13 protein-coding genes and 1 pseudogene are annotated in these 11,587 nt (G+C 70.5%); 4 read left to right on the top strand and 10 right to left on the bottom strand.

What is annotated here, in order from left to right; genetic code table 11:
• The 4 genes and pseudogenes from ABD908_RS24550 to ABD908_RS24535 all read right to left on the bottom strand — a co-directional run.
• Window positions 1-187 (bottom strand): annotated as a pseudogene (locus ABD908_RS24550) (hypothetical protein); the annotation flags it as partial.
• A complete protein-coding gene (locus tag ABD908_RS24545) occupies window positions 144-1,328 on the bottom strand; it encodes an acyltransferase family protein (protein WP_345001006.1) in 1,185 nt (394 codons plus the stop codon). The pseudogene ABD908_RS24550 and the gene ABD908_RS24545, both read right to left, overlap by 44 nt.
• Window positions 1,329-1,372: 44 nt before the next feature.
• Window positions 1,373-1,894: a DUF779 domain-containing protein gene (locus tag ABD908_RS24540; protein ID WP_345001004.1), complete on the bottom strand. Its 522-nt coding sequence runs from the start codon at window positions 1,892-1,894 to the stop codon at window positions 1,373-1,375.
• Window positions 1,895-2,071: 177 nt separating this feature from the next.
• Window positions 2,072-3,028 (bottom strand): GlxA family transcriptional regulator, encoded by a 957-nt coding sequence (locus tag ABD908_RS24535; protein WP_345001002.1) that lies wholly within the window; start codon window positions 3,026-3,028, stop codon window positions 2,072-2,074.
• 140 nt (window positions 3,029-3,168) lie between these two features.
• Here ABD908_RS24535 and ABD908_RS24530 point away from each other — a divergent pair, with 140 nt between their 5' ends.
• Window positions 3,169-4,386: an MFS transporter gene (locus ABD908_RS24530; protein ID WP_345001010.1), complete on the top strand. Its 1,218-nt coding sequence runs from the start codon at window positions 3,169-3,171 to the stop codon at window positions 4,384-4,386.
• Here ABD908_RS24530 and ABD908_RS24525 read toward each other — a convergent pair whose 3' ends face one another.
• Window positions 4,387-5,082: a hypothetical protein gene (locus ABD908_RS24525; RefSeq protein ID WP_345001000.1), complete on the bottom strand. Its 696-nt coding sequence runs from the start codon at window positions 5,080-5,082 to the stop codon at window positions 4,387-4,389.
• A 101-nt stretch (window positions 5,083-5,183) separates the two neighbouring features.
• Window positions 5,184-5,576: a hypothetical protein gene (locus tag ABD908_RS24520; protein ID WP_345000998.1), complete on the bottom strand. Its 393-nt coding sequence runs from the start codon at window positions 5,574-5,576 to the stop codon at window positions 5,184-5,186.
• Between the two features lie 207 nt (window positions 5,577-5,783).
• Here ABD908_RS24520 and ABD908_RS24515 point away from each other — a divergent pair, with 207 nt between their 5' ends.
• Complete coding sequence (locus tag ABD908_RS24515; RefSeq protein WP_345000996.1) at window positions 5,784-6,029, top strand: hypothetical protein; 246 nt, start codon at window positions 5,784-5,786, stop codon at window positions 6,027-6,029.
• Between the two features lie 409 nt (window positions 6,030-6,438).
• On the opposite strand, the gene ABD908_RS24510 is transcribed toward ABD908_RS24515, so the two are convergent.
• Window positions 6,439-8,106: an MFS transporter gene (locus tag ABD908_RS24510; protein WP_345001008.1), complete on the bottom strand. Its 1,668-nt coding sequence runs from the start codon at window positions 8,104-8,106 to the stop codon at window positions 6,439-6,441.
• Window positions 8,107-8,156: 50 nt separating this feature from the next.
• Window positions 8,157-8,591: a MarR family winged helix-turn-helix transcriptional regulator gene (locus ABD908_RS24505; protein WP_345000994.1), complete on the bottom strand. Its 435-nt coding sequence runs from the start codon at window positions 8,589-8,591 to the stop codon at window positions 8,157-8,159.
• A gap of 126 nt (window positions 8,592-8,717) precedes the next feature.
• Between ABD908_RS24505 and ABD908_RS24500 the strand changes: the two genes are divergently transcribed.
• Window positions 8,718-9,479: an alpha/beta fold hydrolase gene (locus ABD908_RS24500; RefSeq protein ID WP_345000992.1), complete on the top strand. Its 762-nt coding sequence runs from the start codon at window positions 8,718-8,720 to the stop codon at window positions 9,477-9,479.
• Window positions 9,472-10,065, top strand: a complete 594-nt coding sequence (locus tag ABD908_RS24495) for a gamma-glutamylcyclotransferase family protein (RefSeq protein WP_345000990.1) — start codon at window positions 9,472-9,474, stop codon at window positions 10,063-10,065. The genes ABD908_RS24500 and ABD908_RS24495 overlap by 8 nt, the downstream gene beginning before the upstream one ends.
• 49 nt (window positions 10,066-10,114) lie before the next feature.
• Here ABD908_RS24495 and ABD908_RS24490 read toward each other — a convergent pair whose 3' ends face one another.
• Together ABD908_RS24490 and ABD908_RS24485 are read right to left on the bottom strand one after the other, a co-directional pair.
• Window positions 10,115-10,846: a DUF1275 family protein gene (locus ABD908_RS24490; RefSeq protein ID WP_345000988.1), complete on the bottom strand. Its 732-nt coding sequence runs from the start codon at window positions 10,844-10,846 to the stop codon at window positions 10,115-10,117.
• Between the two features lie 156 nt (window positions 10,847-11,002).
• A partial coding sequence (locus ABD908_RS24485) for a hypothetical protein (RefSeq protein WP_345000986.1) occupies window positions 11,003-11,587 on the bottom strand: 585 nt, incomplete at its 5' end.

Below are 11,587 nucleotides of genomic sequence, written 5' to 3'. Positions count from 1 at the left end.
CCACCGGCCCGGCACCGCTCACCGGGCCGGCACCCAGCCGTCGCAGCACCACCTCGCGGGTCGGCTCGGGCAGGCGCCCGGCGGCGATCAGCAGCGCTGCGGCGTCGGACAGGTCGGGGCGGCGACCGGGGATCGCCCTGGCCTCACACCACCTGCGAATCGGAGCGTCGATGTGCGCCTCGCTCATGCGTCACCTCCCGTCGCTCCCCTCGAATGGCCGGCGTACCCGGCCCATTCTCGCCGAACGCCGTGATCCTGCGCAGCGCCCAGGCGAGCGGCACCGTGACCACGCTCGTGTACACGAACGCGAGCACCACGTTCCCGGTGAACACGTGCCAGTGCAGCACGTTGGTCAGCAGGATCTCCATGACCATCAGGTGCACCAGGAAGAACTCGTACGAGATGCCGCCCAGCCAGACCAGCGGACGACTCGCGAGCAGGCGGTCGTACCAGCCGCGGCGAGCCGCCGCCGGGGGCAACGCGAGCGGCGCGATCACCGCCACGGCGAACACCACGTACAACGCCGACTTCAGAACGGCCTGGCCGACGTTCTGCGGAATCATCGTCGGCGGCCCTGCCACGGCGAGGCACGCGGCCAGATAGGCGGCCATCGCGGCCACCAGGCACGACGGCGTCGCCCATCGCGGCCAGGCACGCACGAGCGGTTCGGCGACCGTCAACGCCATGCCGCCGAGGAACCACCACAGATACGCGGGCGGCCACATCCGCGCGGTGATGTTGGGGACGTGCGGGGCGATCGCGTCCCAGGCGGGGGACACCACGGCGAGCACTGCGAGGGCGACGAGCAGCCGCGCGGGGCGCCACCGGTACCGGCACACGAGCACCGTGAGGAACCACCCGATCAGCGGCAACACGACATAGAACGCGACCTCGACGCACAGGCTCCACGTCTGCGTCAGCCCCACCCGCATGTACCCGAACTCGTAGATCTGGATCAGCGGGAGGTGCCGCAGGTAGCCGACGAAGCCGTGCCCCGATGGGTTGGACTCCTGCCGCACCAGCCCGATCAGGTAGACGAGGGTCACCACCAGCCAGTACGCGGGCAGCACGCGGCGGAACCGGTGCCAGGCGTAGCGACGCAGCGCCGGCTGTCGGTCCGATCCGCTGGTCAGGACGGCCACCCACGGGCGGAACAACAGGTATCCGGACAACGCGAAGAACAGTGGCACCCCGACCTCGAGTCGGGCCCAGGAGTGGCCCGCAAAGTCGTCGGTGTAGCGGCCTGTCGAGAACGCGGCGTGCGTCGCGCACACGGCCGCCGCGGCGACCGCGCGGAGACCGGTGAGGGAGGCGACGCGCTGTTTCACCCGTCCATCATGCCCGGCGCCGGAGATCCGGCACCGTCGGCCACCTAGCGCTGGGGGACCGGGCAGGCCTCCTCCGCCACGGCGACCACGGTGGGGTCGGCCGGCACGGGCGGCCTGGCTCCCTCCTCGTACTCGGCGCCGCGCAGCGCGGGGGCGTCGAGGAGCAGGGCCACCTCGTCATCGGAGAACACCCGGCCGCGCGACAGGAACCGCACGCCCTCCGGCCCCTCCAGCGAGAAGCCGGACCCGCGGCCGGGCACCATGTCGATGATCAGCTGGGTGTGCTTCCACGCGTCGAACTGCGAACCGGAGATCCAGACGGGGACGGTGTCGGCACCGTCGGGCAGGTCGGGCGAGACCTCCCCCGACTCGGCGCGCAGATCGAGCACGCCCAGCAGCACATCGCGGTCGCCCACGATGAAGTCGCCGAGCGGATAGCACATCGGAGACGACCCGTCGCAGCAGCCGCCGCTCTGGTGGAACATGAGTGCACCGTGGGCGTCACGGAGCTGCCGCAGCATGGCCTGGGCTTTCGCGGTGACGAGGGCGCGAGCGGGCGGGTGCACTTGGGTGCCTCCTCGGCTGAATCGGGGACTACCTCGACGGTAGCCCTGCCGATGTGTCCTCCGCCACAAACCTGGCGCGCACTACCCGATCGGCGAGGCTCCGCTGAAATCTACGTCCACGCGGCGCGCCTCCGTCCGAGCGGGCACATGCGCCGCTCCGACGTAGATTCCCCGCGCTCACACCGCCCGGAACGCGCGTCGGTAGTGCAGCGGCGCCATTCCGACGTCACGCCGCAGGTGCTGCCGCAGGCCGGCCCCGGAGCCCAGACCGGAACGCAGCGCGATCTCGTCCACCGGTAGGTCGGTGGTCTCGAGCAGTTCCCGCGCCAGGTCGACGCGCTGCCGCAGGATCCACGCGCCGGGGGACTGGCCGGTCTCCTCCCGGAACCGGCGGTTGAACGTGCGCAGGCTCAGCTGGGCGCGATCGGCGAGGGCCCCCACCGTCAGCGGCTCGTCGAGCCGCCCGGCCGCCCAGGCCCGGACGGCGGCGGTCGACCCGGTACCGGTCACGGGCACCGGCCGGTCGACGAACTGAGGCTGTGTGCCCTCGCGCGCCGGCGGGAGCACACAGTGCCGCGCGACGCGGTTCGCCACCGCAGCACCGTGGTCGGTGCGGATGATGTGCAGGCACAGGTCCAACCCGGCGGCGAGGCCGGCCGAGGTGAGCACGTCACCGTCGTCGGTGAACAGCACCTGTTCGGCGAGCCGCACGCTCGGATAGAGCCGGCGCAGGTCGGCGCCGTACTTCCAGTGGGTGGTCACCGTCCGCCCGTCGAGCAGGCCCGCGGCGGCGAGGACGAACGCCCCCGTGCAGATGGACACCATGCGGGTCCCGGGCCGGATCAGGGCGAGTGCAGAGCGCAGGTCGTCGCCGAGGACGCCGCGGTGGCGGGGGCCGTCGACCGTGGTCCCCGGGATGACGACGGTGTCGGCGCGCGCGAGCACTTCAGGGCCGGTCTCGGGGATCACCCGGTAACCGCGGGTCGTGGCGACCGGCTCGCGCGCGACGCCGCAGGTGACGATGTCGTAGAGCGGCTGTCCCGCATCGTCGACCGCCTCGGAGAAGCACATGGGAGGGATGGACGCGTCGAATCCGACGAGCGGCTCGATCACGAGCACGGCCACGGTGTGCATGGCACGATTCTTACATAAGTTGTCATATATGCCACTGGCTTCGTCGCCGGCCGATCCGCGAAGCTGGGACCGTGAACAACCCCATTCGCATCCGCCTCCCCCACTACGCATGGGTCATCGCCACCGTGACGTTCGTGGCGATGCTCGGCGCCGCGGGCTTCCGGTCGGTGCCTGGAGTCATGATGGACCCGCTGCACGCCGAGTTCGGTTGGTCGCACGCGACGATCGGGCTGGCGATGTCGGTGAACCTGGCCCTGTACGGCCTCACGGCCCCGTTCGCGGCCGCGCTGATGGATCGCGTCGGGGTGCGCCCCGTGGTGTGCGGCGCCATGACGCTGATCGCCGCGGGCACCGGGCTCGCGACGCTCATGAACGCCAGCTGGCAACTGATACTGCTCTGGGGCGTACTGGTGGGCCTCGGGACCGGGTCGTGCTCGATGGCCTTCGTGGCCACTGTCGCGACCCGGTGGTTCGTCGCCCGCCGCGGTCTGGTGACGGGCGTCCTCACCGCGGCGAGCGCGACCGGGCAACTGATCTTCCTGCCGATCGTCGCCGCGCTCACGCAGCGGTACGGCTGGCGGACCGCGTCGCTGCTGGTGACCGCCGTCGCGTTGGCGGTCGTCCCGGTGGCCGGCCTGCTGCTGCGGTCGTTCCCCGCCGACAAGGGCATCCCGCCATACGGCTCCGACGAGGTGGTGGCCCGCCCCGCGTACGTCGGCGGCGCCGCGTCGGCCGCGCTGCGAACGCTGGCCGACGCGGCCCGGCACCCGGCCTTCTGGCTGCTCGCGTGGAGCTTCGCGGTGTGCGGTGCATCGACGAACGGCCTGCTGCAGACCCACTTCATCCCGGCCGCCGGCGACCGCGGGATGCCGGCGACGACCGCCGCCAGCCTGCTGGCACTGATCGGTGTCTTCGACGTGGTCGGGACCATCGCCTCGGGATGGCTGACCGACCGCGTCGACTCACGGGTGCTGTTGGTCGTCTACTACGTCGGCCGCGGTGCCGCCCTGGCGCTCCTACCCGCGCTGCTCCGTGGACACGTGACGCCCAGCCTGTGGGTGTTCATCCTGTTCTACGGACTGGATTGGGTGGCGACGGTGCCGCCCACGATCGCCCTGTGCCGCGAGCACTTCGGCGACCGCTCGGCAGTCGTGTTCGGGTGGCTGTTCGCGGCGCATCAGCTGGGTGCGGCGTTCGCGGCGACCGGCGCGGGCTACCTGCGGGACGCGCTGCACAGCTACGACCCCGCGTTCTACATCGCGGCGACGCTGTGCGTATGCGGTGCGGTGATGTGCGCGATGGTCCCGCGGGTGCGCCGACCGGCCGGCGAGCCCGAGCCGGTCGCATCCCTCACCTGATCAGAAGTCGTTGCAGTACCCGCAGATGCCCTGCGTGGTCAGCTCCGTGAAGCAGTTCGGGCACAGCTTCGGCTTGGGCGGCTCGGGCTTCGCCGGCGCGGCTTTCGCGGCCTTCCTCGGGCGCGCCGCGGGGTCCTTGGGCGTGCGGGCCGACGGTGCGGGGCGACCGGCCTTCGCGGGCGCCGCCTTCACTGCGGCGCCGCGCCCCTTGCGCTTGTCCGCGACGCGGGGCGTCAGCACCGGGCCGCCGTCGGCGGGGATCGTGGCGCCGAAGTGCTGGTAGCACTGGAACCGCGCGAACGCCGCGTGCATGTCGAGGTCGTCGGGCCGCGGAAGGCCGGCGACGCGCAGGACGTGCAGGTAGGCGTCACCGACCGTCTGGTCGAGGCGCACGCACAGCGCCGTGAGCGGCGGTTCGGCCGCGGCGTGGCAGCTCTCCGTGACGCGAGCGAGCAGCGAGTCGATCCATACCCGCACCGGCCCGCCAGCCTTGACACCGGTGTCTGCCTGCACGCGTGCGGCGAGCTCGGCCTGGGTGAGGAACGCGCCGTAGACGTGCGCCGTCTCGGCGAGGACGTCGTGGGCGGAGGCCGCCCATCCGGCGAGCGCCTTGTCGATGTCGACGGCGACCTCATCGGCCGCGCGCCACGCCTTCATGTCGGGATGTTCGGGGGTTACGTCTGCGGGGCTGGCCACCTGTCAAAAGTACGGCGCCAGAGGGACCATAGGCGAATCGGCCATGACCGGTGCGCCTCCGCCGCAGGCACGGGCGCTCTCATCGGTCCCGTCCCCGTGCCTCACCGGTCGACCTCGAACGTGATCAGGATCCGCTCGACCGGTTCATCGGTGTCGACGATCGGCGTGCATGCATGCCACCGGACGCCTTCCGGCGCCGGCGGCAGGGCCTGAATCTCGCGCAGCATGCCTGTCACACGGTCGGTTCGGTCGGCGAGGTACCCATGCTTTCGCAGCCGGGGGTCGCCCAAGTCGATCGTCACGCGCTCGCCGGCCCGCGGGAACCCCGGCCCGAACAGATCGGCAGGGCCACCGATGAGGAGCGTCCGCCGTCGCCGCTCGATGGCGGCGTGGCGCTCAGCCATCTGCTTCGGGGTGGGCTCGAATCCGGTCCCCACCCACTGGTCGAGAACCGAGTACTCGTGTACCCGGGTGATCCGCGCCGAGACGGTCACACACGCGGTGGCCTCACCGTGCCACGAGAGGCTCAGGGAGAACCCGCCGCCGGTCGGGTCACTGTCCCGTTCCCAAGCATGAGGCCGCCACGCACAGCAGCGATTCGCCCACCGCGCCCGGAGAATTAATCGATCAATATTCCGCTAAACGGGTGAAATACCGCGAATGCCTGTACCGGTCACCGCGCCCCCTGCGAATAGCCGGGCATGAAGAAAATGATTGCTCTGGCCGTGGGGGTCCTCACCCTCTCGGTTCTCGTGTTCCTGTTCGGCGATACCGCCTCGAATGCCGCCACCATGCACCCTACGTGGTTCTGCGGTCCTCACTGGCACCCGGGCTTCTGGGGCCCCGGCATCTGGCACCCCGGCTACTGGGCGTGGGGTCACTGGCATCCGGGCTGGTGGGGCCCCGGCTTCTGGCACCCGGGCTGGTGGGGCAACGGCTGCTGGTGATCTGACCTCGCACCCCTGATCCCCACTACAGCTGGACCACTCATCCACGAGTTCCCTCCCGAAGGAATCAGCCACCTCCGGGAGGGGATTCCCATGTGCAGGGAGCTTTCCCCAATCGCACCTTCGCTATTCGAGTGGGCATAATCGATCCGCTTCAGCGCAGATTGTTTCCCTTCTCGGATCGCGCCAGAGTGCGGTCGACTATTCGCTCCGTGAGCTCGGCGACATTGCGCCACCGCAGCGCGGCGCCATCGAAGTTCATGTTCCGCTCGGCGATGATGTCCTTGAGTCGATACGCCCGAGGGCGGCGAGACGGCCTGGCCCCGGTCCGCTGCGGAGTCCGGTGTCGACGGCCTGCGTGCCGGGTTGGCCGGCGGCATCGAATGGCGAATGAGTCCGCCGAGATCATCTAACCGCGTTCATCGCTTTCCCGAGACCCCCGGGACAACGAGGCGAGGGCTGCGATCAGACCCAGTACGGCCGACACACCGAACACCACGATCAGCCCTTGATGGAACGGGCCCGATACGATCGACGGGAAGAACGTGTGGCCGGTGAGGGCCGCCTCGTTCGCCGGCGTCAAGTGGCCGAGGACGCCCGTGGGCTGCAACAGCTCGCGGATCGGGTTGACCCCGAGGATCGCGGCGAACAACGACGAGACCGGAGGCAAGGCGCCGATCTGCTGCGCCACACCCGTCGGTACGCCGTGCGTCTCGAGGCCCGCGGTCAGGGTGTGCGGCAGCGAGCCGGCCAGACCCGCGATCATCAGCGAGAAGAACACGCCGATCGACAGCGAGGTACCCGTGTTCTGGAATGTCGAGCGCATACCGGAGGCTGCGCCGCGCTGCGCCGCGGGCACGCTGGACATGATCGACGACGAGTTGGGCGAGCTGAACATTCCCACGCCGACACCGTTGAGCGCCACCAAGATCGCGAACAGCCAGTACGGGAAGTCGATAGGGAGCAGCATGAGACCTACGAAGCTCACCGCGAACACGAGCGCGCCCGCCGTGGCGAATCGACGGCTGCCGAACCGGTCGGACAGTGTCCCTGACACCGGCCCGGCCACGAGAAAGCCGACGGTGAGCGGTAGTAGGAAGATGCCCGCCCACAGTGGCGTCTTCGAGTAATCGTATCCGTGCAGCGGCAGCCAGATGCCCTGCAGCCAGATGATCAGGACGAACTGCAGACCACCCTGCGCGAGCCTGGTGAGGAAGCCGGCGATGTTGCCGGCGGCGAACTCGCGGATCTTGAACAGCCCCAGCTGGAACATCGGTTCCGCCACGCGCGTCTCGATCACTATGAAGGCCACGAGCAGTACCGCGCCGCCGACCATCTCAGCGATCACCACGGGGTTGTTCCAGCCCATCGCCTGGCCCCGGTACGGGTGGATTCCCTCCGTGATGCCGATCAGCACGGCGCTCAGTCCCACGGCGAATGTCACGTTGCCCCACCAGTCGATCCGGCCCGGTCGCCGCACGCCGGTCTCCCGAAGGTTGCGGTAGGCCCAGATCGTCGCGAACACACCGACGGGGACGTTCACCCAGAACACGGCACGCCAGTCCCAGATGGTCAGCAGGCCGCCGGCCACGAGACCGATGAACTGCCCTGCCAGACCGGCGATCTGGTTGATACCGAGGGCGAATCCCCGGCGATCGGCTGGGAACGCATCAGTGAGGATCGCCGCCGAGTTCGCCATCAGCATCGACCCACCGAGCGCCTGCAGCACGCGCCACCCGATCAGCCACATCGCGCCGCCCGGGCCGTGGAACGGGTCGAACGACAACAGGATCGACGCGACTGTGAAGACGGCGAAGCCCGCATTATAGATCCGGACGCGGCCGAACATGTCACCGAGCCGCCCCACGGTGACTACGAAGACGGCCTGCACCAGTCGGTACCCCATGATCATCCACAGCAGGTAGCCGACGTTGCCGGGCGCAAGCGGGTTCAGGTCGATGCCCCGGAAGATCGCCGGCAGCGAGATGAGGACGATCGAACCGTCCAGCGCCGACATGAACATCGCCGCCGTCGTGTTGGCCAGCGCGATCCAGCGGTAGCGCCCGCCCGGCGTCATCCCTTCGGCACCGTCGGCGCAGGCCTCGGCCCCCGACGTCGTGCCGGCGCTCACAGTTCCTCCGCAATCCGTTGCAGCAGTGGGACGGCCGCCGCCAGCGTCGCGATCTCGGCCGGGCTCAGCGCCGCCTCCACCGCGCGGGTCAGGTGGCGATTGCGCACGGCCCGCTCGGCCTCGACGGCGGTGCGCCCGGCGTCGGTGAGCGACAGCACCACTCGGCGTCCGTCCGCGGGGTCGGCAGTCCGGGCCAGGAACCCCCTGTCCTGCAGGGCCCGTACCGTCGCCCCCATCGACTGCGGGCTGATCTGTTCGATGCGGGCGAGGTCGGCCGAGGTCATCGCGCCGAGGCGGTCGATCCGCACGAGTGCCGTCAGTTCGGGCAGAGGGAGCGCGCCGTCCGTGGTGGCGGCGCGCAGGCTGCGGCGTAGCAGCCCCAGGCTCACGCGCAGGGTTGCCGCGACGTCACCGAGATCTGGTTCAGTCATATTGACAGTCTGGACTGATAAGTTCAGACTGTCAATCTAGTCCCGGCCCCACCCCGGTGCGGCAGGCGCGGGCGTATCGTGCCCTGCAGGGCACGATACGGACGACGCGATCGGAGGTGACCGAGCATGCCATCGCAACACGTATCCACGTTCGCCGCGCCGGATGGAACGGTCCTGGCCTATCGCGACGTCGGGGCGGGCCACCCCGTGATCCTGCTGCACGGCTTCGTCGCCACAGGCGCCATGTGGTCGGACGCGGGGATAACGGACCGGTTCGTGCAGCAGGGATTCCGGGTGATCCTCCCCGATCTGCGCGGGCACGGCGCGAGCGCCCGACCGCACGCCGCCCCCGCCGACGTGCTCGCCGCCGACGGGCTCGCGCTCATCGACGCGCTCGGCCTCGAGACGTATGCGCTCGGCGGCTACTCGCTGGGCGCACGGGTGGCCGTCCGCATGCTGGTCCGCGGAGCGCGGCCCACCCGTGCCCTGCTCGGGGGACAGGGGATGGAGCAGGTCCGCGGCAGCCGCGGCGACCGGTACCGGCCCATGCTGACCGCGCTCGCCGAGGGCCGGGCAGGCGACGACGGTGCCGCGGAATGGCTGCGGCGCAGCGGCAACGACCCCCGCGCGCTACTCGCCGTCCTCGACACCCTGGTCCCCACGACGCCGAGTGAGCTCGGGGCGGTTCCCACCGAGTCCCTCGTCGTGCTCGGCGCCGGCGACGAACGACGGGCATCGGGGCCGGCGCTGGCGCAGTCGCTCGGCGACGCGCGCTACATCGAGGTGCCCGGCGATCACGCAGGCGCGCTCGCGACGCCCGAATTCGGGGAAGTGGCAGTCGATTTCCTCAGTCCGGGCCCGTCCTCATCGGGTAGCGACGGTGCCTGACCGCGGAGCACCGCCGCACGGCCGCTTCGTGTTCGCGTACGGGTCGCTCATGAGTCCGGCGTCGCTCCGGGCGACCCTGCGGGACTGCGCGATCGACGGATGCATCCCCGCGCGCTGCCGCGGCTTCCGACGGACGTTCGGAGTCGCCTTCCCCAACGACGGATCAGAAAGCGACAAGGCATATCTCGACGACCGCGGCGGCCGCCCGCCGGTCGTGCTGTTCAGCGACCTCACCGCGGACGAGGGAGACCGGGTGAACGGCGTGTGCATCCCCGTCGGTGAGCCGGACCTCGACCTGCTCCGGTCCCGGGAACTGCGCTACAACCTGCGCGATGTCACGGACGCCGTATGCCCGTACCCTGGATTCCGTTTGGTCGGAACGGTTTCGGCGTTCGTCGGCGCGGAGCGGTTCACGCGCCCCGAGGACGTGCGACGCGGGGTGCTCTCGGCGGGTTACGCCGCCACGATCGACGACGGCGCGCGGCACTGGGACCGCACAAGCCCCGGTTTCTTCGCCGACTACCTGTCGTCGACCGATGCCGCCGCCCCCGGGCGCATCGTCCGGCTCACCCGAGTCGACCACTGAATTCCTTCCACCGCAGTGGTGTCCGGTACTCGACAGGTTGAACCCGCGATCAGTGCACGTCGCGTACCAGGAAGCCCGGGTGGTCCAACCACCAGGTGACGAAGGCGATCGCCACCGCGAACACGGCGAGGGTCAACAGCGAGCTCTCCACGCCGAACACCGCGAATCCGACGCCGCCCACGCCTGCGCCGATCAGGAAGCCCGCGTAGGTGGTGACCTGCGCGACCCACGCCCACCGTCGCACCCCGGCGACGTGCAGCGCTGCGCCCTGCCCGATCTTGACGAGCGTGCCGGTCACGTAGGACAGCGGCATGACGACCTCGCCGCGCCGGCTGATCGAGGTGTTCAGCGCACCGAGGCCGAACGCCAGGCACAGGACCGGCGCGACCGCCAGGGTGGGATGGCCGCCGTAGATCGTGGCGTCAGCGCCCCACGCGGCCACGGTCGATGCCGCGGTGAGGACGGTGGCTCCGTGGCGGGCCTTGCGCCACAACCACAGTCGGGCCAGCGTCGCCACGATCACGCCGATCAGGAAGGCGACGATCGTGGCCGCGGCCGTGACCGCGAGGTGCGGCCGGCCCTTGACGTTCTCGAGGACCATCCGCTCCGTGTTGCCGGTCATGAAGGTCACGTACCAGCCGGACGAGTACAGCCAGGCCGCGGCGCCGGTCGCTCCCGCGAGCGCGGCGAGGATTCCGCCGAGCAGCATCTCGCGGCGGTCGTGAAAGGGGCCGAGGAACGCGGACCGCTCGGCCGTCGCCGAGCTGTGGGTCGGGGTCATTCCCTCAATGTACGAACGTGCACCGGCGCCCGCCGCACTTCGCGCTCCGGGCCCCCCGCCGGGCCGTCCGCTGTGCCCGATTCATCCTCTCCTGCACGGATTACGGGACGATCGACGAGCTGGCGTGTGCCTCGTCACGCTCCCGACATACACCCGTCAGATACCGGTCGAGCGGTCGCCGTCGAGCAGCAGTTGGGGGATCTGCGTGAACCGCCAGACCAGGCCGTCCCGGGTGAACTCCCACACGACATCGAACCTGTCGCCCGGCCACGCCGCAGGCGGGCGCGGCTCGACGGTACCGAGCGCAGCGGCGATGGCCGGGATGGCGTGGTGCTCCCACGCCATCACGCTCACTCCCGGCGCACGGGTTGCGGCGGCCGCAGCCGCGGCGGCGTCGTCGGGCCCGATCGTGGCGTCGACGGCGAGGCCGACCCGACGCGCCAGGGGTGTGACGGTCTCCAACGGCCGCTTGCTGCCATCGGGGCGGGCGGCGAAAATGGTGCGCGGCAGCATGATTCCTCGATAGCCGGACGTGAACAGCCCGATCAGCGCACCGGCTCGGGTCCAGCCGCGCGGGGTCAGCGAGTGCTTGTCCTTCTCGCCGTCCTCATCGACACCGTAGGGCGCCCCCTTCCCCGTGGGCTTCTCGGCGTGCCGGATCAGGTACAGCAGCTGCGCGCCCGGCGGCGCGGACTGGGTCCCGGTCGGCGCCGGCGATGCCGACGCGCGGTCGCACCCGGC

It is taken from the genome of Tsukamurella soli (assembly GCF_039541155.1).
Lineage (GTDB): Bacteria > Actinomycetota > Actinomycetes > Mycobacteriales > Mycobacteriaceae > Tsukamurella > Tsukamurella soli.
Note: the sequence above shows the minus strand (reverse complement) of the source record. Positions and strands in the feature narration are given on the sequence as shown.

Excerpts from the sequence above, each read along its gene's own strand:
- ABD908_RS24490 (WP_345000988.1), bottom strand. The coding sequence starts at position 10,846 with ATGACCCCGACCCACAGCTCGGCGACGGCCGAGCGGTCCGCGTTCCTC.
- ABD908_RS24530 (WP_345001010.1), top strand. The coding sequence starts at position 3,169 with ATGCTCGGCGCCGCGGGCTTCCGGTCGGTGCCTGGAGTCATGATGGAC.
- ABD908_RS24510 (WP_345001008.1), bottom strand. The coding sequence starts at position 8,106 with ATGACGCCGGGCGGGCGCTACCGCTGGATCGCGCTGGCCAACACGACG.
- ABD908_RS24515 (WP_345000996.1), top strand. The coding sequence starts at position 5,784 with ATGAAGAAAATGATTGCTCTGGCCGTGGGGGTCCTCACCCTCTCGGTT.
- ABD908_RS24535 (WP_345001002.1), bottom strand. The coding sequence starts at position 3,028 with ATGCACACCGTGGCCGTGCTCGTGATCGAGCCGCTCGTCGGATTCGAC.
- ABD908_RS24500 (WP_345000992.1), top strand. The coding sequence starts at position 8,718 with ATGCCATCGCAACACGTATCCACGTTCGCCGCGCCGGATGGAACGGTC.
- ABD908_RS24505 (WP_345000994.1), bottom strand. The coding sequence starts at position 8,591 with ATGACTGAACCAGATCTCGGTGACGTCGCGGCAACCCTGCGCGTGAGC.